28 protein-coding genes are annotated in these 25,446 nt (G+C 69.4%); 19 read left to right on the top strand and 9 right to left on the bottom strand.

Annotated elements, in window-relative coordinates:
* Positions 1 to 128: 128 nt before the first annotated feature.
* The 3 genes from ACQEV1_RS04580 to ACQEV1_RS04570 all read left to right on the top strand — a co-directional run bounded on the left by ACQEV1_RS04580 (position 129) and on the right by ACQEV1_RS04570 (position 2,829).
* Positions 129 to 836, top strand: coding sequence for a hypothetical protein (locus ACQEV1_RS04580; RefSeq protein WP_433391559.1), 708 nt, complete (start codon positions 129 to 131; stop codon positions 834 to 836).
* Positions 837 to 927: 91 nt separating this feature from the next.
* A complete protein-coding gene (locus ACQEV1_RS04575; RefSeq protein WP_285575106.1) occupies positions 928 to 1,245 on the top strand; it encodes a hypothetical protein in 318 nt (105 codons plus the stop codon).
* Positions 1,246 to 1,356: 111 nt separating this feature from the next.
* Complete coding sequence (locus ACQEV1_RS04570) at positions 1,357 to 2,829, top strand: acyl-CoA synthetase (protein ID WP_433391557.1); 1,473 nt, start codon at positions 1,357 to 1,359, stop codon at positions 2,827 to 2,829.
* Positions 2,830 to 3,202: 373 nt separating this feature from the next.
* Here ACQEV1_RS04570 and ACQEV1_RS04565 read toward each other — a convergent pair whose 3' ends face one another.
* The 4 genes from ACQEV1_RS04565 to ACQEV1_RS04550 all read right to left on the bottom strand — a co-directional run bounded on the left by ACQEV1_RS04565 (position 3,203) and on the right by ACQEV1_RS04550 (position 5,529).
* Positions 3,203 to 3,790: a PIN domain-containing protein gene (locus ACQEV1_RS04565; RefSeq protein WP_433391554.1), complete on the bottom strand. Its 588-nt coding sequence runs from the start codon at positions 3,788 to 3,790 to the stop codon at positions 3,203 to 3,205.
* Between the two features lie 12 nt (positions 3,791 to 3,802).
* Positions 3,803 to 4,336, bottom strand: coding sequence for an excisionase family DNA-binding protein (locus ACQEV1_RS04560; protein WP_285633281.1), 534 nt, complete (start codon positions 4,334 to 4,336; stop codon positions 3,803 to 3,805).
* Between the two features lie 294 nt (positions 4,337 to 4,630).
* Entirely contained in the window at positions 4,631 to 4,723 is a 93-nt protein-coding gene (locus ACQEV1_RS04555; RefSeq protein WP_432705657.1) for a DUF397 domain-containing protein, read from the bottom strand.
* The gene (locus ACQEV1_RS04550; protein ID WP_433391549.1) at positions 4,723 to 5,529 is read right to left on the bottom strand and encodes a helix-turn-helix domain-containing protein; all 807 of its coding nucleotides are present in this window, start codon (positions 5,527 to 5,529) and stop codon (positions 4,723 to 4,725) included. The genes ACQEV1_RS04555 and ACQEV1_RS04550 overlap by 1 nt, the downstream gene beginning before the upstream one ends.
* Before the next feature lie 105 nt (positions 5,530 to 5,634).
* On the opposite strand from ACQEV1_RS04550, the gene ACQEV1_RS04545 reads away from it, so the two are divergent.
* The 10 genes from ACQEV1_RS04545 to ACQEV1_RS04500 all read left to right on the top strand — a co-directional run bounded on the left by ACQEV1_RS04545 (position 5,635) and on the right by ACQEV1_RS04500 (position 13,831).
* Positions 5,635 to 6,003, top strand: a complete 369-nt coding sequence (locus tag ACQEV1_RS04545) for an ATP-binding protein (RefSeq protein ID WP_433391546.1) — start codon at positions 5,635 to 5,637, stop codon at positions 6,001 to 6,003.
* A gap of 46 nt (positions 6,004 to 6,049) precedes the next feature.
* A complete protein-coding gene (locus ACQEV1_RS04540; RefSeq protein ID WP_433391544.1) occupies positions 6,050 to 6,391 on the top strand; it encodes a MerR family DNA-binding transcriptional regulator in 342 nt (113 codons plus the stop codon).
* 39 nt (positions 6,392 to 6,430) lie between these two features.
* Positions 6,431 to 7,471: a hypothetical protein gene (locus tag ACQEV1_RS04535; RefSeq protein ID WP_433391541.1), complete on the top strand. Its 1,041-nt coding sequence runs from the start codon at positions 6,431 to 6,433 to the stop codon at positions 7,469 to 7,471.
* Between the two features lie 99 nt (positions 7,472 to 7,570).
* Positions 7,571 to 8,611, top strand: a complete 1,041-nt coding sequence (locus ACQEV1_RS04530; protein WP_433391538.1) for an ABC transporter substrate-binding protein — start codon at positions 7,571 to 7,573, stop codon at positions 8,609 to 8,611.
* A 22-nt stretch (positions 8,612 to 8,633) separates the two neighbouring features.
* Positions 8,634 to 9,638: a FecCD family ABC transporter permease gene (locus tag ACQEV1_RS04525; protein WP_433391534.1), complete on the top strand. Its 1,005-nt coding sequence runs from the start codon at positions 8,634 to 8,636 to the stop codon at positions 9,636 to 9,638.
* Entirely contained in the window at positions 9,635 to 10,699 is a 1,065-nt protein-coding gene (locus ACQEV1_RS04520; protein WP_285633301.1) for a FecCD family ABC transporter permease, read from the top strand. The genes ACQEV1_RS04525 and ACQEV1_RS04520 overlap by 4 nt, the downstream gene beginning before the upstream one ends.
* Positions 10,696 to 11,514 carry an ABC transporter ATP-binding protein gene (locus ACQEV1_RS04515; RefSeq protein WP_433391530.1) on the top strand — a complete coding sequence of 273 codons (819 nt, stop codon included), beginning with the start codon at positions 10,696 to 10,698 and terminating at the stop codon, positions 11,512 to 11,514. The genes ACQEV1_RS04520 and ACQEV1_RS04515 overlap by 4 nt, the downstream gene beginning before the upstream one ends.
* Before the next feature lie 29 nt (positions 11,515 to 11,543).
* On the top strand, positions 11,544 to 12,170 hold the full coding sequence (locus tag ACQEV1_RS04510) for a UbiX family flavin prenyltransferase (RefSeq protein WP_433391527.1): 627 nt from the start codon (positions 11,544 to 11,546) through the stop codon (positions 12,168 to 12,170).
* 9 nt (positions 12,171 to 12,179) lie between these two features.
* A complete protein-coding gene (locus ACQEV1_RS04505) occupies positions 12,180 to 13,610 on the top strand; it encodes a non-oxidative hydroxyarylic acid decarboxylases subunit C (protein WP_433391524.1) in 1,431 nt (476 codons plus the stop codon).
* Positions 13,607 to 13,831, top strand: coding sequence for a non-oxidative hydroxyarylic acid decarboxylases subunit D (locus ACQEV1_RS04500; RefSeq protein WP_433391522.1), 225 nt, complete (start codon positions 13,607 to 13,609; stop codon positions 13,829 to 13,831). Before ACQEV1_RS04505 ends, ACQEV1_RS04500 begins: the two co-directional genes overlap by 4 nt.
* Before the next feature lie 7 nt (positions 13,832 to 13,838).
* On the opposite strand, the gene ACQEV1_RS04495 is transcribed toward ACQEV1_RS04500, so the two are convergent.
* On the bottom strand, positions 13,839 to 15,281 hold the full coding sequence (locus tag ACQEV1_RS04495) for a PLP-dependent aminotransferase family protein (protein WP_433391519.1): 1,443 nt from the start codon (positions 15,279 to 15,281) through the stop codon (positions 13,839 to 13,841).
* Positions 15,282 to 15,382: 101 nt separating this feature from the next.
* Between ACQEV1_RS04495 and ACQEV1_RS04490 the strand changes: the two genes are divergently transcribed.
* On the top strand, positions 15,383 to 15,736 hold the full coding sequence (locus tag ACQEV1_RS04490) for a cupin domain-containing protein (RefSeq protein ID WP_285633313.1): 354 nt from the start codon (positions 15,383 to 15,385) through the stop codon (positions 15,734 to 15,736).
* An 87-nt stretch (positions 15,737 to 15,823) separates the two neighbouring features.
* Here ACQEV1_RS04490 and ACQEV1_RS04485 read toward each other — a convergent pair whose 3' ends face one another.
* On the bottom strand, positions 15,824 to 17,344 hold the full coding sequence (locus ACQEV1_RS04485) for an MFS transporter (RefSeq protein WP_285575065.1): 1,521 nt from the start codon (positions 17,342 to 17,344) through the stop codon (positions 15,824 to 15,826).
* A 472-nt stretch (positions 17,345 to 17,816) separates the two neighbouring features.
* Between ACQEV1_RS04485 and ACQEV1_RS04480 the strand changes: the two genes are divergently transcribed.
* The 3 genes from ACQEV1_RS04480 to ACQEV1_RS04470 all read left to right on the top strand — a co-directional run bounded on the left by ACQEV1_RS04480 (position 17,817) and on the right by ACQEV1_RS04470 (position 20,541).
* Positions 17,817 to 17,990: a CsbD family protein gene (locus ACQEV1_RS04480; protein WP_285633315.1), complete on the top strand. Its 174-nt coding sequence runs from the start codon at positions 17,817 to 17,819 to the stop codon at positions 17,988 to 17,990.
* A 151-nt stretch (positions 17,991 to 18,141) separates the two neighbouring features.
* Positions 18,142 to 18,798 (top strand): LppP/LprE family lipoprotein, encoded by a 657-nt coding sequence (locus ACQEV1_RS04475; RefSeq protein WP_433391515.1) that lies wholly within the window; start codon positions 18,142 to 18,144, stop codon positions 18,796 to 18,798.
* Positions 18,799 to 18,912: 114 nt separating this feature from the next.
* Entirely contained in the window at positions 18,913 to 20,541 is a 1,629-nt protein-coding gene (locus ACQEV1_RS04470; RefSeq protein WP_285575057.1) for a RecQ family ATP-dependent DNA helicase, read from the top strand.
* Here the strand turns inward: ACQEV1_RS04470 and ACQEV1_RS04465 are convergent.
* Together ACQEV1_RS04465 and ACQEV1_RS04460 are read right to left on the bottom strand one after the other, a co-directional pair.
* A complete protein-coding gene (locus ACQEV1_RS04465) occupies positions 20,504 to 21,121 on the bottom strand; it encodes a GyrI-like domain-containing protein (RefSeq protein ID WP_433391512.1) in 618 nt (205 codons plus the stop codon). The two genes, ACQEV1_RS04470 and ACQEV1_RS04465, sit on opposite strands and share 38 nt — an antisense overlap.
* Complete coding sequence (locus tag ACQEV1_RS04460) at positions 21,118 to 21,657, bottom strand: PadR family transcriptional regulator (protein WP_285633325.1); 540 nt, start codon at positions 21,655 to 21,657, stop codon at positions 21,118 to 21,120. Before ACQEV1_RS04460 ends, ACQEV1_RS04465 begins: the two co-directional genes overlap by 4 nt.
* A gap of 116 nt (positions 21,658 to 21,773) precedes the next feature.
* Between ACQEV1_RS04460 and ACQEV1_RS04455 the strand changes: the two genes are divergently transcribed.
* Positions 21,774 to 23,342, top strand: coding sequence for a purple acid phosphatase family protein (locus ACQEV1_RS04455; protein ID WP_285633328.1), 1,569 nt, complete (start codon positions 21,774 to 21,776; stop codon positions 23,340 to 23,342).
* A 97-nt stretch (positions 23,343 to 23,439) separates the two neighbouring features.
* Positions 23,440 to 24,678 carry a GAF domain-containing sensor histidine kinase gene (locus ACQEV1_RS04450; RefSeq protein ID WP_433391508.1) on the top strand — a complete coding sequence of 413 codons (1,239 nt, stop codon included), beginning with the start codon at positions 23,440 to 23,442 and terminating at the stop codon, positions 24,676 to 24,678.
* A 64-nt stretch (positions 24,679 to 24,742) separates the two neighbouring features.
* On the opposite strand, the gene ACQEV1_RS04445 is transcribed toward ACQEV1_RS04450, so the two are convergent.
* On the bottom strand, positions 24,743 to 25,423 hold the full coding sequence (locus tag ACQEV1_RS04445; protein ID WP_433391505.1) for a TetR/AcrR family transcriptional regulator: 681 nt from the start codon (positions 25,421 to 25,423) through the stop codon (positions 24,743 to 24,745).
* Between the last annotated feature and the right edge of the window lie 23 nt (positions 25,424 to 25,446).

The raw sequence follows: 25,446 nt of genomic DNA, 5'->3' as shown, positions 1-25,446 counted from the left end.
AACGTTTACGGCTACGCCGTCCGGGTGGTCGTAAACGTTTACAGATGGGGGCGAGGCGCGAGCTGAGCGACGCCTCTGGGAGTGAGGAGTATGAAACCGTCCAGAAACCTCCACGTCAAGGGGGGTATGTGAATAAGCTCCCTGCCGAGCCCGTCGACGGACAGGGGGACGCCATGACCGAGGGCCGGATCTGGTTCCCTGGCAACCCGTGGCCGGACGGCCACCGCATCGCCGAGTTCCGCTGGACGGGCTGGCTGTCGCCGGAGGACGGCGCCGGTTTCGGCTTCTCCCTGAAGAGCGCGCCGTACGACGAGGACGACCGGGCCGAACTCGACGGCGAGGAGGACCATCCGTTCGGCGGCGGCAGGGCGACCTGGCGAAACTACGGCTGGACCACCATCGATGCCATGCAGGGCTTCGTGGCCGGCACGCCGGACGAGCCGCTCGACTTCGGCCGGCTCTCCGAACGGGAGTTCCACGTCGACCCGCTCGACCAGGTGGCCGAATACGAGGACCACGACGACTACGCGTTCCACGTCTACCTGCTCGGCCACGACTCCGTGGCCGACCACCGGATCCGCTTCCCGGTACGGCAGGCACCGTTCCGCTTCGACATCGCGTGGAACGGGCGCGTCGCCCTCACCTACATCGGTGAAACCGAATTCGAGTACGAGTTCCGCGCGCGGGTCTCCGCGGCCGACTTCACCGGCTTCGAGCTGCCCCGCGACCTGAACGACGACGACGCTCAGGCCCTGCTGGCCCGCTGCGTACGCGACGCCGACGCGTTCCGCCTGGACGACCGGGGCTCCGTTCGCCGCTTCGTCCCCGCGACCTGAACCGTTCCCGCGCATGCCTCGTATGCGGAAGTGAACTGCCTGAAAAGGCGGTTCTTCCGACACCGAAGGGAACCTCATTATGGGTGCTCGTATGAAGGCCATGCTGGGTCTGACCGCGGCGGGTATTTTCGCATCGGTATTGGTCCCGTCGGCGGCGCACGCGGACGGCGTGAACTTCCGGTTCTGCAACGTCAGCGGCAACATCGACCCGCACGATGAGTACGTGGCGTTTCCGTACCGCGGATGGTTCGCTTCGTACGTCGAGGCGCCGGGCGGTTGCTGGAGCGCCAATCTGAGCGGCGTGGCCAACGACGAGGCGGTGGGCTACCGGAACGTCAACGGACAATGGCTGGCCGTCGCCACCAAGTATTTCAGTGACTCGTCGGGCTCCGTCGAATTCGACTTCTGACCCTCCAGTCGACCAAGGCCTGGTTCGCCATCGCGCGAACCAGGCCGAACGTTGACTCTCGCCACAGATCAACCTAATTTCCTCCTGACGCCCCCCGGCAAGGAGGCCCGGATGCGCGACCAGGGACTGGGCTCGTGGCCGGTACGGCGAGCGCGCAAGACCCCGGACGACATCGCCCTCGTCCACGAGGACCGGTCGGTGACGTACGCGCGGTTACGCGACCGGGTGGTACGGCTCGCGCACGCACTGCGCCGCGCCGGGGTCGGGCCCGGCGACCGGGTCGCCTACCTGGGCTTCAACCATCCGTCGTTCCTGGAGACGCTGTTCGCCACCGGGATGCTCGGCGGGGTGTTCGTCCCCCTCAACGCCCGGCTGGCCGGGCCGGAGATCGCCTACCAGCTCACCGACTCGGGCACCTCGGTGCTGGTCCATGCACAGCCTGTGGACGACCTTCCGGTGACCACCATCGCGCGGGAGGAACTCGATCGGCTGCCGGAGGCGGATGAGCCGATCGACTCCCCGGTCGCGCTCGACGATCCCTGCATGATCATGTACACGTCCGGCACCACGGGACGCCCCAAGGGCGCGGTCCTCACCCACGGGAACATCACCTGGAACGCCGTCAACGTCCTGATCGACCACGACCTGATCGCCCGCGAGGTCGCCCTGGTGTCCGCGCCGCTGTTCCACACGGCGGGGCTCAACATGCTGACGCTGCCGGTGCTGCTCAAGGGTGGCACCTGCGTGCTGACCGCCGGGTTCGACCCGGACGCCACCTTCGACCTGATCGAACGGCACCGGGTCACCTTCATGTTCGGCGTACCGGCGATGTTCCAGGCGGTGGCCCGCTCACCGCGTTGGACGGAGGCGGACCTGTCGTCGCTGCGGCTGCTGACCTGCGGCGGAGCGCCCGTGCCGCCGTCGCTCATCGCGACGTACCAGGAGCGCGGGCTGACCTTCCTCCAGGGGTACGGCATGACGGAGGCGGCGCCCGGCACCCTGTTCCTCGACGCGGCGCACGCGGTGGCCAAGGCCGGCTCGGCGGGCGTGCCGCACTTCTTCACCGACGTGAAGGTGGTCGCCCCCGGAGGTCTGGACGAGGTGCCACCCGGCGAGACCGGCGAGGTCGTCGTCGACGGCCCGCACGTCATGTCCGGCTACTGGGAACTGCCGGAGGAGACGGCGCGGGCGTTCACGGACGGCTGGTTCCGTACGGGCGACGCCGCGCGCCTGGACGCCGACGGCTACGCCTACATCGTCGACCGCATCAAGGACGTGATCATCTCCGGCGGCGAGAACGTGTATCCCGCCGAGGTGGAGAACGCCCTGCTCGCCGACCCGGACGTGGTGGAGTGCGCGGTCATCGGCGTACCGGACGAACGCTGGGGTGAGACGGGCCGCGCCATCGTCGTCCCCCGCGAGGGCTCGAACCTGACCGCCGAACGCCTGCTCGGCTCACTCGCGGAACGGCTCGCCCGGTACAAACTCCCGACCTCGGTCGTCTTCACCGACGAGATCCCCCGCAACGGCACCGGCAAGATCCTCAAAGCGCGGTTGCGCGCTATGCACGGCGGTGCTCAATAACGGTCTTCCGAGTATTTGGGGCACTGAAAAGTCCATCCTCGGTCAACCGGGCCGCGCCCTCTTGGTAGTGACAGACGCCGTTTGATTTGGCCGACTCTGGTCGGCCAGGCGCTCCCAACCGTCCAAGGTATGGCAGCCGCGAAGAAGCGGGCCGACGAAGAACGTCCGGCCGACGCGTCGATCGGCGAGCAAGACGATAAGCCCAATCCAGGCCACGACCCTTAGGCGCTTCGCATCAGCGTTGTCGCCTGGTCGTCTGCACCGACGAAATCTCCCGCAACCCGACCGGCAAGATCCTCAAGGCGAGGTTGCGCGCGTTGCACTGCGGCCCACTGGCGTCGCGCCAGCCTTCATGGTCGATCGCCGCTCGTCGTCAGTCAGCGCATAGAGCCTGTCGTATGAGGTAGACCGCGTAGGTCATCTCGTAGCGTTCGACGAGCGCGTCCAGCACGTCATCTGCGGTGACTCGCGGCCCGACCCGCCCAGAGCGCTCGGCGATGGCCACGACCGCATCGAATGCTCGAACAGGTTCCAGTTCGACCGTGCTCGCGGCGAAATCGGCCGGCAAGATCACGCCGATTCCGTCCGGAACCTTGCTGCGTGGAAAATCCTTGACGTTGTGTGTGACGATCGCTCCAGCGCCGGCGACGACTGCTGCGGCGAGCACGTGTTCGTCGTCCACGTCGGGAAGGCCGTATGTTCCTTCCAGGCTCTCCCAGCCGTGCACCTCGGCGTCATTGAAAGCCGAACGCATTCGATCAATCAGGGACCGGGCACGTACTGCAGCCTTGTCCTTCTGCTCGCCCCGCCGGACTAATTTTTTGGCTTCGTGATGCTCCAGTTCTTCAAGGATGGCCGCGCTCCAGACAGGCCGGTACATCCCCTCGACCGCTAAGGAAAGCAAGAAGTCACGCTGCAGACTGGGCCACAGAACACAGGTATCCAGAAGCGCGGAGAACATCTCCTAATTCTGTCAGGATGTGCGGCCTCTGCGGCGGCGTTTCGCGACGGCGTGCCGGACTTCGCGTAGCTGCTCCAGCACCGTGTCGAGGTCTTCTTCGTCGTCCATGTCGACAGCGGTGGCCTCTAGCGCGGCGTACTGAGCGGCACGTCGCTGCTCCCGATAGGTAAGCAGGTCGCGGAGAAGGACACGACGGTGACTTCCCGCCCGTTCGAAAGGGATCTTGCCCTCGTCGAGCAGCTTGACCAACGTCGGACGGCTCACCCCCAAGAGGTCTGCGGCCTGCTGCGTCGTCAGCGTCTGAGTCAAGGGTGCGACGGTGACGGCCAGCCCCTCTCGCAGGGCCTCTACCACGTGGCGAAGAGCACGATAGATCTCAGCCGGGAGCTCTATGCGATCACCTGGGGCGGAACCCGCCAGGAAGTAGCGCGGCGCGGGTCTGCCTCGGCCAGCCTCTTCATGCGCCTTGAGGAAGTCATAGATCTGAGCGACTTGGCCGCGTGCATCCGGTAGGTAGGTCTCTTGCCGCATGGTCACTGCGTTCATGGCGCCTCCTCGCAAGAACCGTACCTCGTTACGTTTCTTTCGTCTATCTTGCCCACAGCTGCTTTCGGTGACACCTCCACGCCGATCCCAGTGAAGCGATCACGATCCAGCGCGCCGGACGAAACAGCATTTCAACGAGGCCACAGCAGCCCGGATCGCCACGGATCGTCCGGTCTTGGCGTAGCGTCTCGCCCCCGCGCCGCGTCTACACCTGGGAGCCCCAACGGCTCGCACCAGGCTCCGGCCACCCAGAGCAGGTGGTTGCTCGGACGGCGGCCAGCCCTTCTCGTCAGGTCAGCCGGGACTAACCTTCTTGACCTCTACGCAGTTCGTGTTGGCGTCGCCACCGCTTCTACTGCTCTTCTTCCAGCCGTCCGGTGTCTCCATCAGAGAGCCTCCAAGGCCCGTTGGACCAGTTCTCGGGACGATGGCTCGGGAAGCGCCAGCTGCCCTATTCGGTCGAACCGGATGCCGTATTCACGCACCTCGGTGACAGACGGCACGAGCCTTCCTCCTCCTGTCGCCTCAGTGTAGGCGATATCTCCCGAATCGCCAGATATGACCAGAAAGCTCCCGCTGAAACCTCCGTGGGCTCCCGCGGCGCGAGGAACGATCCGTAGCCCTATGTTCGGCTTTTCCATCTCCTCCAGCAGGCGGGAAAGCTGCTTACGCATCAGCTCCGCGCCACCCACCGGCCAGTCGAGCACGTTCTCGGTGAGCAGGAGCCACAACATCGGCGGCGAGTCTCGCTTAAGGATCTCCTGACGCCGCATCCGCTCTTCGACCAGGCCGTCCACATCGGCGGCTCCAGTGGCCGTGAACAACTCGGCGGCATACTCGGGGAGCTGGAGCAGGCCTGGGATCGCCAGAGCCTCATACGACTTGATCACCTTGGCCGCGACCTCATGTTCGAGGTACTGGCCGAACCACTTCGAGTTGGACTTCAGCTTGGCGTAGCGGAGCATCCTGCCGAAGTGGTGATTCAGATCCCACAGCTTGTCCAGGATCTTTGCGTCTTTGTCCTGAATCCGCCGTCGCCCGTTGAGGATGTTGTAGACGCTGGAAGGGTCCCGGTTCAGGATCCGCGCTAACTCGGCACCCGACAGACCGGACTTTTTGACGTGATGCCGCAGGTCATCAGTGATCCAGTCCCACATGCTCGTGTCGGGATTGAGCCGTGATTCCGAACTCATCCGTCCTCCTAGCGCTTCCAATCATTCCAGGAAGGTATCGCCGGCCGCCTGGACCGCCCAGACTTCACCACGACTCGTAATACGACGAAGCGAGGTGAAGCCTTGATGGCAATACTTCATCGGAATAAAGAGACTACCAATCTCGCCAGGATGTGGACCAGAAATTTCCTGTCGACCCACCACAGGGAAGATCTGGTCGAAATTGGAGAAATCTGCATTTCCGAGCTGGTCGGCAACGCCATCAGGCACACGACGAGTCCGCTGATCCGGCTGACCATGCGCCCGAACGACGGCAGCCCGCTGTTCGAGGTATGGGACGACTCACCGAAGCTCCCGGAATTCCCGAAGGTCGTTTCCTTCGACGATTTGGAGGCGGAGTCGGGCCGAGGACTGTGCCTCGTCAAGCATCTGTCCCGAGACTGCGGAACCGGCCCCGCCGCCGAGGACGGAAAGATCGTCTGGTTTCGCCTCTAGACGTCACGGCAAAAGAACCTCCCCTCCTGCTGGATTGGCCTCCCCCATGTCTGCTGATTTCGATGATCTGCTCAAGCCGCGCGAGGCGGCGGCGCTGCTGGGCGTACGGACCACCACGCTCGCCCGGTGGGCGCGGGACGGGCTGCTCAAACCCGCCGTTCACACCCCCGGCGGCCATCGTCGCTACCGGCGCGGTGAGGTGCTGGCCGTACGGGCCGCCGGCACCGTGAAACGGCCGTTCGAGGAGGACGCGGCCCGGCTCTACGAACAGGGCTGGCCGATCCGCCGGGTCGCGGCCGAGTTCGGCGTCAGTTACGGCATGATGCGCCGGATCCTGGCGAAACAGACGGCTCTACGGAACCGTGCCGGCCGAATGGAGGAGGCGTGATCGGGAAGCGCACCGTGCATGGGTCATTTGTCGTCCCCCGTGCTCTTGGTCCTCTTCCTGGTCAGTGCGGGCATCGTCTGGTACGCCGGAGTGCACCTGTCCGACACCACCGACGTGCTGTCGGAGCGGCTCGGGCTCGGCAGTGCGCTCGGCGGGCTGGTGCTGCTCGCCGTGGCCACCAACCTGCCCGAACTCGCCATCACGGTGAGTGCCGCCCTCGCCCATGACCTCGACGTGGCGGTCGGCAACATCCTCGGTGGCATCGCCGTGCAGACCGTCGTCCTCGTCGTGCTCGACGTCGCCGGCCGGAGCGAGCCGCTGGCGTACCGGGCCGCCGGCCTGCTGCTCGTGCTCGAAGGCGCGCTGGTCGTCGCGCTGCTCGCCGTCGTCGTCATGGGCACGCAACTCCCCGGCGACTTCGCCTACGCCCGGCTGGACCCGGCGGCCGTGCTCATCGCCGTCGTCTGGGTGGCCGGGCTCCTCCTGCTGAAACGAGCCGGCCGGGGGCTGCCCTGGCACGAGGGCGGCGACGCGCCCGGTGCGCAGGCCGAGCCGCGCGGCCACTCCAAGGGAAAGAAGGAGAAGCGGGCCACCGCGCAGGGCGTCGGCACCGGACGGGCGGCGCTCGTGTTCGGCGCCGCCGCGGTCGCGACGCTGGTCGCCGGAGTGGTGCTCGAACGCAGCGGCGAGGCGTTCTTCGGCCGGGTCGGCATGAGCGGCGTGGTGTTCGGCGCGACCGTGCTGGCCGCCGCGACCTCGCTGCCGGAGATCAGCAGTGGCGTGACGTCGGTACGGCTCGGCGACGACCAGCTCGCGGTCAGCGACATCTTCGGCGGGAATGCCTTCCTGCCCGTGCTGTTCCTGGTCGCGTCGGTGCTGTCCGGCCATCCGGCGCTGCCGGCGGCGCACCGCTCCGACATCTACCTGACCGCCCTCGGCGCGCTGCTCACGCTCGTCTACATGACCGGCCTGATCTTCCGGCCGCGGAACCGGCGGCTCCGCATGGGCCCGGACAGCCGGACGGTCCTGGTCCTGTACGCGCTGGGCGTCGCCGGCCTGATCGCCATCGGCGGCACCTGAACAACGTGACGAACGGCCCCCTCTTGCGCACGGCACGCAGGTGCGACATAAGGTAAGGCTCGCCTAATTCAAGGTGATTCTCAGCCAAAGGAGTCCCGAGTGTCTCTTCGGCGCCGCGGCACAGCCGCCGTCGCTCTCGCCGTCGCCGCCGTCCTCTCCCTCGGGGCGTGCGGCAGCGGATCCGCCGGGAACGGAGAGGAGGGCAGCGCCGGGAAGAAGGACAAGCAGTCGGTCGCGAAGGGCGGCAAGGACTTCGCGGACGCCGCGAGGAAGACGGCCGCGATGGGGACGGACGCCAAGCCGGGCCAGTGGCCGCGGACGATCACGCACGCGATGGGCCGTACGGTCATCAAGGCGCAGCCCAAGCGGGTGGTCGTGCTGGACGTCGGCGAGCTCGACAACGTCGTGTCGCTGGGGATCAAGCCGGTCGGACTGGCCCCGACCGAGGGATCGCCGCAGCTGCCGTCGTACCTGAAGAACGACGCGGGCACGCCGAAGAACGTCGGCACGATCAACAACCTCAACCTCGAGGCGATCGCCGGGCTCAAGCCCGATCTGATCCTGGGCAGCCAGCTCCGCGCCGCGGACTCCTACGACGAGCTGTCACAGATCGCCCCCACGGTCTTCTCCATCCGCCCCGGCTTCACGTGGAAGGAGAACTACCTCCTCAACGCCGCCGCGCTCGACCGTACGGCGCAGGCCAAGGCGAAGCTCGCGGAGTACGACGCGCAGGCCAAGGCCCTCGGGAAGAAGCTGGGCGCGAAGAAGCCGACCGTGTCGATGGTGCGTTTCATGCCGAACGGTGTCATCCGGCTGTACGCGAACGCCTCCTTCATCGGCACCATCCTCAAGGACGCCGGCATCCCACGGCCGAAGAACCAGGACATCAACGACCTGGCCGCCGAGATCAGCGCCGAGAACATCGACCAGGCCGACGCCGACTACATCTTCACCGGCGTGTACGGCGACCCGAAGGCCACCGACAAGAGCAAGGCCCAGGGCAACCCGCTGTGGAAGAACCTGAAGGCGGTCAAGGACGGCCACGCCTTCGACGTGCCGGACGAGACCTGGTACCTCGGGCTGGGCGTCACCGCGGCCGACGCGGTCCTGAACGACCTGCAGAAGTACCTGACGGCGTGACCGCCCGCTCCGGGAGGAGAAGGTGAGCGCGCCGACCCGCCGCCGTACCGGCTGGCTGCTCGCGGCCGCGCTGATGCTGCTCGTCGCCGTGCTGCTGAGCCTGGCGGTGGGCAGCCGGCAGATCGGCCCCGGCGAGGTGTTCCAGGCCCTGCTGCACGGCGGCACCAGCGACAACGCCCAGGTGGTGCGGTCGCTGCGGGTACCCCGCACCGTCATCGGCATCATGGTCGGCGTCGCGCTCGCGTTGGCCGGGACCCTGCTGCAGGGCGTGACGCGCAACCCGATCGCCGAACCGGGAGTCCTCGGAATCAGCCAGGGCGCGTCGGTCGGCGTGGTGTGCGCGATCGCCTTCTTCGGTGTGCACACGTTGGCGGGTTACGTGTGGTTCGCGTTCGCCGGCGCGGCGCTGGCGGCGGCCGGCGTGTACGCCGTCGCCAGCGGCGGCTACCGCGGCGCCTCGCCGGTCAGGCTCGCCCTGGCAGGCGCCGCGATGAACGCCTTCCTCGCCTCCGTGGTCTCCGGGATCGCCACCACCAACGCCCGGGCCCTGGACGAGTTCCGCTTCTGGCAGGTCGGCTCGATCAGCGGACGCGGCAGCGAGATCGTCGGTCAGGTATGGCCGTTCCTGCTGGCCGGTCTGCTGCTGGTCGCCGTGGTGTCCCGTGGGCTGGACGCCCTGGCCCTCGGCGACGACGCCGCCACGGGCCTGGGCCACAACGTCGCCGTGCTGCGCGCGCTCGGCGCGCTCGGCGCGACCGTCCTCACCGGCGTGGCGGTCGCCGCCGCCGGCCCGATCGCCTTCACCGGCCTGGCCGTACCGCACATCGCGCGGAGCCTGGTCGGCAGCGCGCACCGCTGGGTGCTGCCGCTGGCCGCGCTGCTCGGACCGGTGATGCTCCTCGTCTCCGACGTGATCGGCCGGATCGTCTTCCCACCCTCGGAGATACCGGTGGCCGTCATGACCGCGCTGCTCGGCGTGCCGTTCCTCATCGTCCTCGTACGGCGCAAGTCGGTGGTGGCCGCATGAGTCGTGCGATGTCGGGACGCCCGCCCGGTCACGTCTTGTTGCGCCTTGGACGCGGCAGCTTCCTGGTGCATCGGCGGGCCCTCGTGGTCGTGGTGGCGCTCGCCGTGCTGCTGGTGGCGGTCGTGGTCGCCTCCCTGTGCGTCGGTGAGTCCTTCGTCTCGCCGGTGGAGGTCTGCCGGGTCCTGCTGGGCCGGCCCAGCCCCGACCGGCTCGTCGTCGGCACCCTGCGCCTGCCACGCCTCGTCGTGGGCCTGCTCGCCGGGGCCGCCTTCGGCGTGGCCGGCGCCCTGATCCAGACCGTCGCCCGCAATCCGCTGGCCAGTCCCGACGTCATCGGCGTGACGCACGGCGCGGGCGCGGCGACGGTCGCCGCGATGAGCTTCGGCGTCGTCTCGCACAACGCCCTGCCGTACCTCTCCGTCGGCGGTGGCCTCGCGGCGACGCTGCTGGTGTACGTCTTCGCGTGGCGGCGCGGGCTGCACGCCTCCCGCTTCGTGCTGGTCGGCATCGGCATCTCGGTCGCCCTGGGCTCCCTCACGCAGTTGTTCCTCACCAAGGGCGACTACCTCGTCGCACAGCAGGCCAAGGTATGGCTGACCGGCTCCCTCAACGGGCGCGGCTACGACCAGGCGGCGCCGCTCGCCCTCGTTCTGCTGCTAGCGCTCCCGGCGGCGCTGTGGGCGGGCCGCGCCCAGCGCAGCGTGACCTTCGACGATGACACGGCCACCGCTCTGGGCGTACGGCTGGACCAGGTACGGCTCGGGCTGGCCGCGCTCGGGGTCGTCCTGGCGTCGGTGGCGACCGGCGCCGCCGGGCCGATCGACTTCGTCGCCCTGGTGGCGCCGCAGATCGCCCGCCGGCTCACCCGTACGATCCAGATCCCCCTGCTGTCCTCCGCGCTGACCGGCGCCCTGGTCGTCGTCGTGGCGGACCTGCTGGCCCGCCGCCTGTTCGCCCCGATCGAGCTGCCGGTCGGCGTCCTCACCGCCGTCGTGGGCGCGCCGTACCTGATGTGGCTCATCGTCCGCACCCGCAGCCGTTCCGGAGGCACGACTTCATGAGCAGCAGCCGCCTTACGGCGAAGGACCTGACACTCGCGTACGAGGACCGGACCGTCGTCGACGGCCTGGACCTGGAGATCCCCGACGGGCAGGTCACGGTCATCGTCGGCCCCAACGCCTGCGGGAAGTCCACCCTGCTGCGGGCACTCGGCCGGCTGCTCAAGCCGCGCCGCGGCGTCGTGCTGCTGGACGGCGCCGAACTCGCCCACGTCTCCCGCAAACAGATCGCGCGGACGGTGGGCGTCCTGCCCCAGTCACCCACGCCCCCGGACGGGATCACCGTCGCCGACCTGGTGGCACGCGGCCGCCAGCCGCACCAGACGTGGTGGCGGCAGTGGTCGGAGGAAGACGAGCGGGCCACCACGGAGGCGCTGGAGCGCACCGAGACCGCGGACCTCGCCGAGCGACCGGTGGACGAGTTGTCGGGCGGCCAGCGCCAGCGCGCGTGGATCGCGATGGCCCTCGCCCAGGACACCGATCTGCTGCTCCTCGACGAGCCCACGACGTACCTGGACATCGCCCACCAGGTCGAGGTGCTGGACCTGATCCGGCAGCTCAACCACGAACGCGGCCGCACCGTCGTCGCCGTCCTCCACGACCTCAACCAGGCGGCCCGGTACGCCGATCACCTCGTCGCCATGAAGGCCGGCCGCGTCATCGCCCAGGGCCCGCCACGCGACGTCGTCACCGCGGAACTGGTCCAGGAGGTCTTCGGCCTGGCCTCCGTCGTCGTCCCGGACCCGGTCACCGGCGGCCCGCTCGTCGTCCCCGGCATGGCCTGGCAACCCGAACCGGACGACGACCGCACCCGGTAAACAGGCCGGTGACCGGGTAGAACACGCGCATGGGTGAGCAGCGCAGGCTCACGTTGGCCGTGACCGGGGCCGGCGGGACACGCATGGCGCGGTACGTGCTGTCCGCGCTCGTCCGGGATGAGCGGGTCGGGCACGTGGACCTGCTGGTGTCGGAGGCCGGCCGGACGCTGATCGCGCACGAGTTCGGCGGGTCGCGGACCGACGATCCGGTGGAGCGGCTTCTCGGGGAGCGACACGACAAGGTCGCCGCGTACGACCCGGAGGACCTCACCGCCCCGATGGTGTCCGGCAGCTACCCGACGTGGGGCATGGTGGTCGTGCCCTGCGCGCTGGGCGTGGTCGGGCGGATCGCGCATGGGCAGGCGAACACCCTCCTGGAGCGGGCGGCCGACGTCTGCCTGAAGGAGCGCCGCGAACTGGTGCTGTGCGTACGCGAGACGCCCTTCAACCTCATCCACCTGCGCAACATGGCGCAGGTCACCGAGGCCGGCGCCGTCGTGTACCCGATGATCCCCACCTACTACAACGTCCCGCGGACCGTCGAGGAGATGTTCGAGGAGTTCACCGCCCGGCTGATGGGCTTCATCGGGCTCGGCCAGACGGACTACTACGAGTGGGCCGGGGAGACGCCGGCGCACCGAGACCGCAGCCACTGAGGGGTTCCGGTGGCCCATGACGACCTCCGCTCGTTCCTCGACGAGCTGGACCGGAACCGTCAGCTGCTGCGCGTCACCGAAGAGGTGGCGCCCGAGCCGGACCTGGCCTCCGCGGCCAACGCCGCCTGCCGGATCGGCCCGAACGCTCCGGCGCTCCACTTCGACAACGTCACCGGCTTCACCCGTGCCCGGATCGCCCTGAACGTGCACGGCTCGTGGGCCAACCACGCCATCGCGCTCGGTCTGCCGCCGGAGACCTCCGTGAAGGACCAGGTCCAGGAGTTCATCCGGCGCTGGGAGGAGGCCCCGGTCGAACCCGAACGGCGGGCGGACCCGCCGTGGGCGCGCAACACCGTGACCGGCGACGACGTCGACCTGTACGCGGTGCTGCCGCTGTTCCGGCTGAACGACGGCGACGGCGGCCACTACCTCGACAAGGCCGCCGTGGTCTCCCGCGACCCCGAGGCGCCCGACGACTTCGGCCGCCAGAACGTCGGCACGTACCGCATGCAGGTCAAAGGCCGTAACCGGCTCGGCCTGCAGCCCGTGCCCATGCACGACATCGCCGTCCACCTGCGCAAGGCCGAAGAGCGCGGCGAGGACCTGCCGGTCGCGATCGCGCTGGGCAACGACCCGGTCATCACGATCGTCGCCGGTACGCCGCTGGGGTACGAGCAGTCGGAGTACCGCCTGGCCGGGGCACTGCGCGGCGCACCGGCGCCGATCGCGTCCGCCCCGCTCACCGGCCTGGACGTGCCCTGGGGCAGCGAGGTGATCCTGGAGGGCGTCGTCGAGGGACGCACGCGGGAGTTCGAGGGGCCGTTCGGGGAGTTCACCGGCCACTACTCGGGCGGCCGGCGGATGCCGGTGATCCGCGTGGAGCGGATCTCCCACCGCGACGACCCGATCTTCGAGGTGCTCTACCTCGGCATGCCGTGGACCGAGATCGACTATCTGATCGGGCCGGCCACCTGCGTCCCGCTCCAGCAGCAGCTCCGGGCGGAGTTCCCCGAGGTACGGGCGGTGAACGCGATGTACACCCACGGCCTGCTGGCGATCATCTCGACCGCCAAGCGGTACGGCGGCTTCGCCCGCGCGGTCGGCACGCGTGCCATGACCACGCCGCACGGCCTCGGCTACTGCAAGGTGGTCATCATGGTCGACGAGGACGTCGACCCGTTCGACCTGCCGCAGGTGATGTGGGCGCTGTCCACGAAGGTCAATCCGGCGAGCGACCTGGTCGACCTGCCCGCCATGTCGGTCCTCGAACTCGATCCGGGCTCGGAGCCGCCCGGCATCACCGACAAGCTGATCATCGACGCCACCACCCCGGTGCCCCCGGACGTCCGCGGCAGCTACGGCCGGCCCGTGACCGACCTGCCGGAGACGTCGCAGTGGATCGCCAGGCTCACCTCGATGCTCGCCAGGGGAGACTCATGATCTGCCCGCGCTGCGCGTACGAGGGCGTCGACACGCTCGCGCGCTCACCGGTGCCCGAGGTGTGGGAGGTCCTGCGATGCGGGCGGTGCCTCTACGCGTGGCGCACCACCGAGCCGGCCCGCCGTACGAGCCGCGAGCACTACCCCGAGGAGTTCCGGCTGACCCAGGACGACCTCGACCGGGCGCCCGAGGTCCCGGCCGTCCCGCCGGTCCGCCGCTGACGGTCGGTCAGATCGCCATCGACCGGGGCGCCGGGGCACCTCGATCGTGACCGCCTCCGTAACTCCGCCAGGCCGTGGCCAGGCGGCGCACCGCCTTCGTCAGCGTGCCAGGGTCGGCGAGGAAGTGGATCCGGATGAACTCCCCGCTGCCCCCAGAAGCGTCCAGTCCGCTGCCGGGCAGCACGGCGACGCCGTGACGGAGGGCCGTCTGCGCGAAGGAGTCGCCGTCGCCGTGGGGAAGGCGCACCCACAGGGTCTGGCCGCCGGTGACGGCCGGCGCCTGCCACCGCGGTAGCCGTCGCGCCAGTTCCGCACGCAGGTGGTCATGGCGGGCCCGGCGGTCCGCGGCCAGGTCCTGACAGAGCGTTTCCACGTGGGGAAGGAGTTCGGCGGCGGCGAGCTGTGCGGGGAGGTTCCCGCCGAGATCATGAACCGCTCTGAGCCGGGCGAGGCGGTCGATGACGGGCCGCGCGGCTCGTATCCAGCCGATGCGGAGCCCGCCCCAGACGCTCTTGCTGAGCGAGCCAACGGAGATGACCGTCTCACCGAACGCGGCGAGCGGAGGTGGTGTGTCCTGCCCGGGAAAGGCCAGGTGAGCGAGGACTTCGTCGTCGATGAGCGGTACGTCCGCGGCGTCGGCCGCCGCGGCGAGCCGCCGGCGCGGGAGCGCCGGCAGTACCCCGCCGGTCGGGTTGTGATGGGTGGATACGACGTAGGCGAGTTTCGGGCGAGGGCCAGGTGTTCGGGTCGCCGCCTCGAAGCCGTCCAGCCCGACGGGGAGTGTCCGCACGGACGCGCTCTGTTCGTGGAACGCCTCGAGCGCGCCCGGATAGGTGGGTGCCTCGACGAGGACCGTGCCGCCGGGCTCGACGAGAGTACGGGCGAGCAGGGAGAGGGCCTGCTGACCGCCGTTGGTGACCAGAACCTGCTCGGGGCCGGTCGGCACCCCACGGCGTGTGTAGTGGTCGGCGACGGCGCGGCGCAGCCGCCTGTGGCCCGATGGGTGGTACCCGATGTCGTTCGTGACCGTGGCCAGCCGGGACAGCGCCCGCTCGTACGCCGTCAGCAGCATCGCCGGCGGCGCGGCGGGCGCGGCGCACGCCAGGAGGATCACGTCATCGTCCCGTGGCTCCAGCAGGTGGAGGAAGACCGGTGCGCCCGTCGTGTCCCGAGGCCCCGGACGCGGTGGCCCGGCCACCCGGGTCCCGCTGCCCTGGCGACGGACGATCCGGCCTTCGAGGCGCAGCTGGTCGTACGCGGCCACGACGGTCCCGCGTCCCACCGCGAGGGCGGACGCGAAGGCCCGGTCGGGCGGCAGTGCCGTGCCGGGCGGCAGTTCGCCTTCGTCGACGAGGCGCCGCAGCCGCGCGGCGAGCAGGAGATACAGCGGTCCGCGGCCCGCCGACCACCGGCCCAGGCGGTCGGCCAGCTCGGCTGGGTCCATCGGCATGATCGAGTGTTTCCGGTCCAGGAGGCGATTGGTTCGCTCGGTGGACCAATTGTGGCGTATTGGCTCTGGGGCCCGGCCACGGCGAAGGCCAGGATCGCGGCATGACCACACGACATGAGGACCTGCGGCACCTCGCCGCGGTATCGGTGCCCGAGGCCGTCGCCGCCCTCCCGGGGCCCTTCCAGCAGCGCGATCTGGCGATGGTGAACGGCTCCACCGTCGTTCGGCTCGCGCGTCTGGAAGGCGAGTTCCCCTGGCATCACCACGACGAGGACGAGCTGTTCCTGTGCTGGGACGGCGGCTTCGAGATCCAGCTGGAGGGACGGGACCCGGTGGTGCTGACCGCGGGCGAGCTCTTCGTCGTCCCCAAGGGGATGCGGCACCGCCCCGTCGCCGACGAGACCGCCCACGTCCTGCTCATCGAGCATCCGGACACCAAGCAGTACGGGAACTGACGCCCCCGGACGTCGCCGGCCCGGAAGACGAGAAACCCCCGCGCGGGGCGCGCCGCGCGGGGGTCCTTCTCGATGGGCCGGCGGAGGTCAGGTCACCGAGGGGACGGTGCTGGAGCCGGTCCCGGGCTCCAGCTTCTCGCTGACACTGCCGGCGGCCGACCGGATCGAGCTGAGGGGCGCCGCGATGTCCTCCAGCGACGCGCCTTCGGCCTTGACTCCGAAGATCGCCGCGATCACCCCGGCGACGATCATGATTCCCGCCGAGATCAGGTAGGCGATGAACAGGCGGCCCGGGTTCGGGTGGTCCTGGTCGCCGATCAGCGAGCCGAAGACCGTCGGGCCGAGGGCGCCGAACAACTGGGCGATGGCGAAGAAGATGGCGATCGCCTGCGAGCGGAGCTCCATCGGGAAGATCTCGCTCACGGTCAGGTATCCGGAGCTGGCCGCGGCCGAGGCGATGAAGAAGATCACCGTCCACAGCACGGTCTGGCTCATGGCCGTCAGGGCGCCGATCTTGAACAGGTAGCCGCTGAAGGCGAGCAGGGCACCGGACACGATGTAGGTGCTCGCGATCATCTGCTTGCGGCCGATCGTGTCGAACAGCCGGCCGAGGAACAGCGGCCCGAGCAGGTTGCCCGCGGCGAAGGCGAAGAAGTACGTCGCTACACCGCTCTCCGAGACCCCGTAGAAGTGCGTGAGCACGAGGCCGTAGGTGAAGAAGATCGCGTTGTAGAGGAACGACTGGCTGATCATCAGGGTCGCGCCGAGCAGCGACCGCGTCGGGTACTCCTTGAACAGCGTCTTGGCGACCTGCAGGAACGAGACCGACTCCTGCGGCCTGATCTCCAGGGTCTTGGCCTCGTCCACCGGCGCGAGTTCCTTGCCGGAGGCCGCCACCTCGCGTTCGATCTGCGCGATCGTCGCCTCGGCCTCATCCGCGTGGCCGTGGGAGAGCTGCCAGCGCGGGCTCTCCGGCAGGGTGCGGCGCAGCGTCCAGATCGCCAGACCCAGCACCGGGCCGATGAAGAAGCCGACCCGCCAGCCGAGGTTGTCGGAGAACACCGAGTGGTTGAGCAGGACGTACTCGCTGAGTGAGCCGAGGATCGCACCGAACCAGTAGGTGCCGCTGACCGCCAGGTCGACCCGGCCCCGGTACTTCGCGGGAATGAGTTCGTCGATCGCCGAATGGATCGCCGCGTATTCACCGCCGATACCCATGCCAGCGACGAAGCGGAAGAACAGGAAGATCCCGTAGTTGAACGAGAACGCGGTGAGACCGTTCGCGACGAGGTAGAGCCCGAGCGTCGCGACGAACAGTTTGCGTCGTCCGAACCGGTCGGAAAGCCGACCGAAGACAAGTGCGCCGACCACTTCACCGATCAGATAGATCGTCGCGGAGAAGCCGACATCCTGGGACGTGAGATGGAGCGTGTTCGCGTGCTGGAGAACGGGGCCGATGATGCTGGCGATCTGGATCTCCAGGCCGTCCAGGACCCACGCCACACCGAGAGCAATGATCATCCGGGTGTGGAAGCGAGACCAGGGCAGCCGGTCGATCCGCGCCGGCACGAGACTCCGAACGATGGCCTGCGGGGGGGCCTCTGCCATCGTCTTCCTCCTTCGTGTTGTTTCCGTAGGGTTACAAGACGATCACCATAGGCGCAGATACATAACATGTATATAGGGTCAGCAGAATTCTTGTGATTACTCATGACAGACGTCGTATCGTACGTGCTCTACCGCACTGATAGACGATCTGATCGTCCAGATGGCGCCGCACGGCGATCATCCCTTGAGACGCCCACAGCGAGCGCGTGGCCGCCGGACGCCCGCGTCGACGACACGCCGTGGACGCGCCGGAGGCCCCCGGCGGGCGCGTCCCGAGGCTTCCGCGGGCGCGCCGGGCGGCCCGCACGCGCCTCGGGCGGGCGCGTCACGCCCTCCGGGCCGCCGCCTGGACCCCGAATGGCGATGACCGCGTTAGGAGCGCGAAATAGCGGGCAAGGAGAAAGTGGGCCGAGGCGAATCGGAGACGGTTCACAATTGGCTCAACGATGCCTTTATCGATAAGGAGACAGCCATGAGCGCCGCCGACAAAGCCCGCAACAAGGCCGACGAGATCAAGGGCAAAGCCAAGAAGGAGACCGGTAAGGCCATCGACAATGAGCAAATGGAGGCCGAGGGCAGGTCGGACGAGGCCAAGGGCGATCTGAAACAGGCCGGCGAGAAAATCAAGGACGTCTTCAAGGACTGACGAGTTCGACCCCCGTCACAGGACCCGTCCGCGACCGGACGGGTCCTGAACGCGTGCGGAAACGCCGTTTCCGGCCGCGCGATCGGGTCCACCGGAACGCGCGCCGCTCCTCCTTAGGCTCTCGCGCATCGAAGCGAGAGGAGCCACGACGTTGTTCCGCGTTTCAGGCCGCACCCGGCCCGCCGCCGTCCGCTGGGCCGCGCTGATGGCGCTGGCCGCCATACCGACCGGCTGCCGCGCGCGACCGGCGACCGCCCCCGCTCACGCCGCCGCGCCGACCCCCACCCCGACAGTCACCGCGACACCTACCGCGACGGCCTCCGCGACACCGGACACGCCCCCGGCGTCGCACCCCGTCACGGCACCGGCCACCGGGGTGCCGAGCCGCTCCGCCATCCGGCGGGTGATGGCCCGGACGACCGAGGTCGCGACATCGGAGGGGCACTTCGTCCTCGACCAGGGACCGGTCAGCGTCGCCGACGGGTACGGCGGGACGCTCACCGCCGCGGTCGGCCAGCGCTACCCCACCGCCGACGCGCACGGCCAGCTCGTCTTCTTCTGGCACGACACGCGCTTCCTCGGCCTGGACTCCGTGCGCGAGAGCGACACGATCACCGGGCTGCGCCGGGGCACCGCCGGCGCCTTCCGCGTCACCTACGCGCACTACGCCCCCTCGGACGCCGAGTGCTGCGCCTCCCTGCCGCCGGTCACCGTCGCGTACCGCTGGACCGGAAGCCGGCTCGTCGCCTCGGGCACGCCTCCTCTGCGCGGAACGCCCCTCCGCATCCATGTCGCCCTGATTGGATGATCAAACGCAGGCGAAACGGACTAAGCCGGGGCCAGCGGGGTAACAGCGCCCGGCGGGAGGCGCTAAATGGGCATACGTGATGGTTTCCGACGTTTCGGGCGTCGACGGCGGCAGGTGCAACGGACCGCACGGGAGGTGTTCGGCTGGCGGGAGCTGAGGCCCGGCCAGGACGAGGCCATGCAGCATCTGCTGCAGGGGCGTGACGTTCTCGTCGTCATGCCGACCGGGGGCGGGAAGTCCGCGACGTACCAGATCCCCGCCCAGCTGCTCGACGGTCCGACCATCGTGATCTCGCCGCTCATCGCCCTGCAGCGCGACCAGATGCTGTCCCTCGCCGAGCGGAACGCCGGGGGCGCGGTCGTGGTCAACTCCGCCCAGCGCGCGGGTTCGAGCGAGAGCTCCCTGGAGCAGGTCCGCGCCGGTAAGGCGGAGTACGTCTTCCTCTCCCCCGAGCAGCTCGCCAAGCCGGATGTCGTGGACAAGCTCGTCGCGGCGAAGCCCTCGCTGATCGCCATCGACGAGGCGCACTGCGTGTCGTCCTGGGGACACGACTTCCGGCCCGACTACCTCCAGCTCGGCCGGGTGATCGAGCGTCTGGGCCATCCGCCGGTGATCGCGCTGACCGCGACCGCCTCACCGCCCGTACGCGAGGACATCGTCGAGGTACTCGGCCTGCGGAACGTACGGCAGGTCATCCGGGGCTTCGACCGGCCCAACATCGCGCTGCGCGTGCGCCGGTTCACCGAGGAGTCCGCCAAGCGACGGGCGCTCGTCGAGGACGTCGCCGGACGTGACGGGCTCGGCCTCGTGTACGTCGCCACCCGCCGCGACGCCACGGCGTACGCGAAGGAGCTCACCAAGGCCGGCGTACGCGCCGAGGCGTACCACGCGGGGATGAAGGCCGCCGACCGTGAACGGGTGCACACGCTGTTCTCCGAGGACGGGGTCGACGTGGTGGTGGCCACCTCGGCGTTCGGCATGGGGATCGACAAGCCGAACGTCCGGTACGTCCTGCACAGCGCGCCGCCGGAGTCGCCGGACTCCTACTACCAGGAGATCGGCCGCGCCGGTCGCGACGGTGAGCCGGCCGAGGCGGTCCTGTACTACCGGTCCGAGGACCTGGGCCTGCGCCGGTTCTTCGCGGCGGGCAGGCCGGACGAGGAGATGCTGCTCCGGCTCGCGACGCTCCTCCACGAGCACGGCGGCACCGTGAAGGCACGGGCGGTCCGGGAGACGCTGAGTATCGGCCCGTCCAAGCTGACCGGCCTGGTGAACCTGCTCGAACACGCCGAGGCGGTCGAGGTCAGCGAACGCGGCGAACTGCGGTACGCCCCGAAGGGACCCGCACCCGAGCAGGCGGCGGCCGACGCGATGGAGTGCGACGAGAGCCGCCGCAAGATGGACGACTCACGCATCGACATGATGCGGGGGTACGCCGAGACGACGGGCTGCCGCCGCCGCTATCTGCTGGAGTACTTCGGCGAGCCGTACCCCCGGCAGGCCTGCGGCCACTGCGACACCTGCGCGAGCGGGTCGGTCGAGACCGAGCAGGCGGACACGCCGTTCCCGATGCACTCGCAGGTGGTCCACGCGTCCTGGGGCGCCGGGACGGTCATGCGCGAGGAGCCCGACCGGATCACCGTGCTGTTCGAGGAGATCGGCTACAAGACGCTCTCGCTCGACGCCGTCCAGCGCGACTCCCTCCTCACGCTCGCCGAACCGGTTGCCGGAGGACGGTCCTGAGTTCGGCCGGCTCGGTCCGGCGGGAGTCCCCGAGGTAGATCTCGTGATGGTGCCCGGACATGGTGAGATCGTTGGCCGCGAGGTACTCGTGATGGAGCCGGGCGAGCGCGGGTCCTTCGTCGTCGTAGGGGCCCACGTGCAGGAGCTGGGCACTGGTGCCCTCTTCCAGCGTCTCACGGCGGACGTCGGCGATCGTGGCGAGCTTCTTCTTCGCCAGCGCGGCCTGCCGGCACTCGTCGATGAGGTCTTCGGTGATCCAGTCGGGCTGGCTGACGAGCATGCGCCAGTGCCAAGCGCCCTTGTCGCGGGTGATGAACACCTCGGGCCGGTCGGACCACCACAGCCCCTCGAGCGGCCCGACGACGAAGTCCCGGTCGAGGGTGCGCTTACTGGTGAACTTGATCGTGTAGGCGACGGTGTAGAGCGCCTCGACCGCGCGGGCGTAGTCGGGGCTGGTGTTCGGGTCGCCGCGACCGTCGACGGCGATGAACTGCTGGGCGGGCACGTCGACCAGCGCCCAGTCGGTGTTCTTCGGCGCGTAACACTGCTTGAGCTCCCGCTTGACGTCATAGCGAGTCATGGACTCTCCTGGCTCGTCCGGTATGCGTCCAGCCACCGCTGTTCGGCCTCCAGCTGGCCCAGCGTGTAGTCGAAGATGGCGCGGACGAAATCGGGAATGTCTGGCTGGGTGTCGCGGGCCGCTCCGATGGCGGCGATCCTCTCCGTCAGGGCCGCGGCCCGCCGGTCGAGCGCGGCCCTCAGGCGCTCGGGCGGAATGACCGGCTGGTTGGCCAGCCCGACCAGGATGGGCGGGAACACCGGCCGGAGCTCGGCCACCGCCGCCTCGGCCGCCCGTGCGCACGCCCGGCGCCCCTCGGGCGTCGGCTCGTACACCCGGCGCGCCTTTCCCCGTCCTGCTCGCGGCGAGCCGACCTCGGTGATCAGGCCACGGTCGCGCAGCCGCCCCAGTAGGTAGTAGATCGAGCTGAAGCCGATCTCGGTCCACTCGCGCATGCCACGAGCGTCGATGACCTCGTCGAGTTCGTAGCCGTGTCTCGGCTTCTCCACGAGCAGGCCGAGCAGGGTCAGCTCGGCGGGCGTCAGGTTGGCGGCCATGGTCGTATTCTAGTACTAGAATAGGCGCTGTTCACCCATCGGAGGGTAGGAATTCAGCGGCCGCTCCCCCAGGCCGTCGATCATGCTCCGCGGACACGAGCGATGGGGAGGCGCTGATGGGTGAGTCGCGGAGCGAGGTGGCCCGGCGGCAGGTGCTGCGCGGGCTGGGCGGGCTGGCGGTCGCCGGACCGGTGTTGGGCGGGGCGGGACGGGCGACGGCACTGGTGACGACGCCGGACGAGGCGGGCGCGCCGGCTCCGGAACAGCTGCACCTGCAGTTCGGCGCCGACGCCGGGCACGAGATGGCGGTGTCCTGGGCGGCGCCGCAGCGCGTGAACCGGCCGGTCGTCCGGCTCGGCAAGCCCGGCCACGGGCTCGGCACGCGTGTGCCCGCGGAGGAGCGGGTCTACACCGAGGCGCTCACCGGCCAGACGGTGTACACCTACCACGCCGTACTCCCGCGGCTGAACGCCGACAGCCGCTACGACTACCAGGTCGAACACCGGGGCGCGGCGCCGCTCGCCGGGTCCTTCCGCACCGCGCCGACCGGACGGTCCAAGGGCTTCCGGTTCACCAGCTTCGGCGACCAGGCCATCCCGGCGAAGGTCGGCAAGGGCCTGGGCCCCGCGACCCCGAACGCCGGCTACATCGTCGACGCGGTCGACCGCCTCGACCCGCTGTTCCACCTGCTCAACGGGGACCTGTGCTACGCCAACGTGAGCGACGCGCCGGTCGAGACGTGGCGTTCGTTCTTCGCCAACAACCAGCGGTCGGCCAGCCGCCGCCCCTGGATGCCGTGTGCGGGCAACCACGAGAACGAGGTCGGCAACGGCCCGGAGGGCTACCTGTCGTACCAGACGCGGTTCACGCTGCCCTCGAACGGGTCGCGGGAGTTCGCCGGCAACTGGTACGCCTTCACGGTCGGCCCGATCCGGGTGATCTCCATCAACAACGACGACGTGTGCCTGCAGGACGGCGCGTTCAGCGCGTACCGCCGCGACAACGTCCCGGGCTACAAGGCGAAGGGCTACGACCCGTACATCCGCGGGTACAGCCACGGGGCGCAGAAGGCCTGGCTCGAACGCGAGCTGCGCGCGGCGAGCCGCGACCACGGCATCGACTGGATCATCGTCTGCATGCACCAGGTCGCGATGTCCTCGGCGCACTTCAACGGGGCCGACCTCGGCATCCGGCAGGAGTTCCTGCCGCTGTTCGACAAGTACGGGGTGGACCTCGTCGTGGCCGGCCACGAACACCACTTCGAGCGGACGTTCCCGGTACGGGGCGTGCTGCCGGGCAGCTCCCTGCTCACGCCGGCGCCCCAGGCCACCGACGCGAAGGTCATCGACACGACCAGGGGCACCGTCCACATGATCATCGGTGGTGGCGGCCACTCGTCCGCGACGCCGTCGTCGGCCTTCGACAACCCGCACGACGGCGTCCTGATCTACGACGTCGGCCCCGGCGACCCGCAGAACCAGCGCGCCTCCCTGACCACGACCGAGCCCGCGCCGTGGTCGGCCTACCGTGATCTCCAACGCCCGTACGGCTTCGCGTCGTTCGACTTCGAACCCCACGCGCCGGGCGGCCACACGGAGATCACCGTCACCCACTACGGCGCCGACCTCGGCTCGGCCGACTACCAGGAGCTGGACCGCTTCGTCCTCCGCAAACCCCGCGGCTGATCCACGACAGAATGCCGTTTTTGCCCACCTGACCTGGGACGACATACTCTGAGCGAGGCGAGCGCAGGGCTCGTCGCAGTCGATCACGAGGCGGTCCGTGGGAGTACGCGACGCGGTCACGCGGCTGGCGAACAGGCCGGCCGCGCGCTCGTTGCGCGCACGTGCCACGGAGTCCACCGCGGCGCTCAGATCGGCGCTCGTCGACCGGGCCGAGCTCGACCGGCTCGAACGGGCGCACGGGGCGCTGCGGCGGGTGACGACGCTGGTCGCCCGCGGGCTGTCGCCCACAGAGGCGTTCACGGCGGTCGCGAGCGAGCTCGGCGCGCTCGTCGGCGCGGACCACGCCGCGATCGACCGGTACGAGGACGACCAGACGGCGACGGTGGTGGGATGGTGGTCGGATTCGCGTTCCTCCGAGATCATCGCGCCGATCGCGGAGCGGTGGCCGATCGGGCCGCGCTCCGCCGCGGCGCTCGTGTTGCGCACCGGCGGGCCGGTCCGCAGGACCGGCGCGTCCTTCACCGGCGAGGCCGGTGCCTGGGCCCGGTCGCATGGAATCGGTCACATCGTCTCCTGCCCGGTCTGGGTGGAGGGGCGCCTGTGGGGGGATGTCGCGGTCATGTTCCGCGGCGAGACGCCACCGCCGGACGACACCGAGACGCGCCTGACCGACTTCGTCGAGCTCGTCGCCTGCACGCTCGCGCAGGCCGAATCGCGGGCCGACCTGATCGACTCACGTGCCCGGGTGATCTCGGCCTCGGACGCCACACGCCGCCGGATCGAGCGCGACCTGCACGATGGTGTTCAACAGCACCTGGTGGCCCTCACGTTCGACCTGCGCGCGGCGGAGTCGGCCACGCCGGCCGGCCACGACGACCTGCGGAAACGATTGACGAACACGGGCGAGAGCCTGGCGAACGCCATCTCCGAGCTGCAGGAGATCTGCCGGGGACTCCATCCCGGCGTCCTGTCCAAGTCAGGGCTGAAGACGGCCCTGCAGACGCTGGCGCGCCGGTCACCGGTGCCGGTGGAGCTGCGTGCGGAAGTGCCGCCGTCGCTCTCGGAACAGCTCCAGGTGACGCTTTATTACATCGTGTCCGAGGGCCTGAACAACGTCGCCAAGCACGCGGACGCCTCCGTCGTCCGCGTCGACCTCGACCACGACGACCACGAGATCCGCCTGTCGATCCGTGACAACGGGCGTGGTGGCGCCGTCGTCGGCCACGGGTCGGGACTGATCGGGCTCAAGGACCGCGTCGACACGGTGGACGGCACGCTGCGGCTGCGGAGCCCGACCGGCGAGGGCACCTGGCTTGAGGTCACCATCCCTATGTGACCCCCTGTCCATGCGCCCGCTCGGCGCGCTCGCCGCTTGGTGTCCCCGTCCTGGTGCGGCGCGGTCACGGCTGCGGGGTCGTGAAGATGCGGTTGAGCTGGTGGTCGATGAGGGCCACGGCCTGTTCGGGGGTGTGCTGGCCGAGCAGGACGCCGGCCTGGAGTCCTTCGGCGCCCGCGACCAGGAAGGCGGCTTCGGCCGCGATGTCGACGCCGGGGAGCAGCTGACCGAGTTCGCGTCCGTGGCCGAGCAGCTCGGCGACGAGTTTCTCCAGGGCGGGCGGAGACTCACGGACTGCTGCGGCCAGGGCGGGGTCATTGAGGAAGCGCACGAAGTAGGCCACGTACACCAGGTGCCGATTGCGCCGTTCCTCGTCCAGCGGGAGAAGTTCCAGGAGCACGCCCCGCACGAGCAGCCGCATGCCGGGTGTTTCGCCTAGTTGTGTCAGGCGTGCGCGGGCCCGCTGCTCGGCGTCGGTGTTGAGGATCTCCAGGGCTCCGAGCAGCAGCTGGTCGCGCGTTCCGAAGTAGTACTGCAGCAGCCGGGCGGAGACTCCGGCCTCGGCCGCGACCTGACGCAGCGTGACATGCTCCAGCCCGCCGCGGGCGGCCAGACGCCATACGGCCTCGGCGATCTGCTGACGGCGCAGGTCGTGATCGACATATCGCGGAATGCGTCCCTCCTTCGCGGAGTCCCGGCGCCGTGTGGTGCGATCGTACCAACACGGGTTATGGTTCGATCGCACCACAAAATCGCGGTGCGCCCGTG

The sequence above is a fragment of the Actinoallomurus sp. CA-142502 genome, assembly GCF_050936355.1.
Taxonomy (GTDB): Bacteria; Actinomycetota; Actinomycetes; order Streptosporangiales; family Streptosporangiaceae; genus Actinoallomurus; species Actinoallomurus iriomotensis.
Note: the sequence above shows the minus strand (reverse complement) of the source record. Positions and strands in the feature narration are given on the sequence as shown.

Coding starts and splice junctions, on each gene's coding strand:
- ACQEV1_RS04550 (WP_433391549.1), bottom strand. CDS start 5,529: ATGAGTTCGGAATCACGGCTCAATCCCGACACGAGCATGTGGGACTGG.
- ACQEV1_RS04575 (WP_285575106.1), top strand. CDS start 928: ATGAAGGCCATGCTGGGTCTGACCGCGGCGGGTATTTTCGCATCGGTA.
- ACQEV1_RS04465 (WP_433391512.1), bottom strand. CDS start 21,121: ATGACTCGCTATGACGTCAAGCGGGAGCTCAAGCAGTGTTACGCGCCG.
- ACQEV1_RS04515 (WP_433391530.1), top strand. CDS start 10,696: ATGAGCAGCAGCCGCCTTACGGCGAAGGACCTGACACTCGCGTACGAG.
- ACQEV1_RS04460 (WP_285633325.1), bottom strand. CDS start 21,657: ATGGCCGCCAACCTGACGCCCGCCGAGCTGACCCTGCTCGGCCTGCTC.
- ACQEV1_RS04495 (WP_433391519.1), bottom strand. CDS start 15,281: ATGCCGATGGACCCAGCCGAGCTGGCCGACCGCCTGGGCCGGTGGTCG.
- ACQEV1_RS04560 (WP_285633281.1), bottom strand. CDS start 4,336: ATGAACGCAGTGACCATGCGGCAAGAGACCTACCTACCGGATGCACGC.
- ACQEV1_RS04485 (WP_285575065.1), bottom strand. CDS start 17,344: ATGGCAGAGGCCCCCCCGCAGGCCATCGTTCGGAGTCTCGTGCCGGCG.
- ACQEV1_RS04510 (WP_433391527.1), top strand. CDS start 11,544: ATGGGTGAGCAGCGCAGGCTCACGTTGGCCGTGACCGGGGCCGGCGGG.
- ACQEV1_RS04455 (WP_285633328.1), top strand. CDS start 21,774: ATGGGTGAGTCGCGGAGCGAGGTGGCCCGGCGGCAGGTGCTGCGCGGG.
- ACQEV1_RS04520 (WP_285633301.1), top strand. CDS start 9,635: ATGAGTCGTGCGATGTCGGGACGCCCGCCCGGTCACGTCTTGTTGCGC.
- ACQEV1_RS04500 (WP_433391522.1), top strand. CDS start 13,607: ATGATCTGCCCGCGCTGCGCGTACGAGGGCGTCGACACGCTCGCGCGC.
- ACQEV1_RS04545 (WP_433391546.1), top strand. CDS start 5,635: ATGGCAATACTTCATCGGAATAAAGAGACTACCAATCTCGCCAGGATG.
- ACQEV1_RS04555 (WP_432705657.1), bottom strand. CDS start 4,723: ATGGAGACACCGGACGGCTGGAAGAAGAGCAGTAGAAGCGGTGGCGAC.
- ACQEV1_RS04565 (WP_433391554.1), bottom strand. CDS start 3,790: ATGTTCTCCGCGCTTCTGGATACCTGTGTTCTGTGGCCCAGTCTGCAG.
- ACQEV1_RS04570 (WP_433391557.1), top strand. CDS start 1,357: ATGCGCGACCAGGGACTGGGCTCGTGGCCGGTACGGCGAGCGCGCAAG.
- ACQEV1_RS04490 (WP_285633313.1), top strand. CDS start 15,383: ATGACCACACGACATGAGGACCTGCGGCACCTCGCCGCGGTATCGGTG.
- ACQEV1_RS04540 (WP_433391544.1), top strand. CDS start 6,050: ATGTCTGCTGATTTCGATGATCTGCTCAAGCCGCGCGAGGCGGCGGCG.
- ACQEV1_RS04480 (WP_285633315.1), top strand. CDS start 17,817: ATGAGCGCCGCCGACAAAGCCCGCAACAAGGCCGACGAGATCAAGGGC.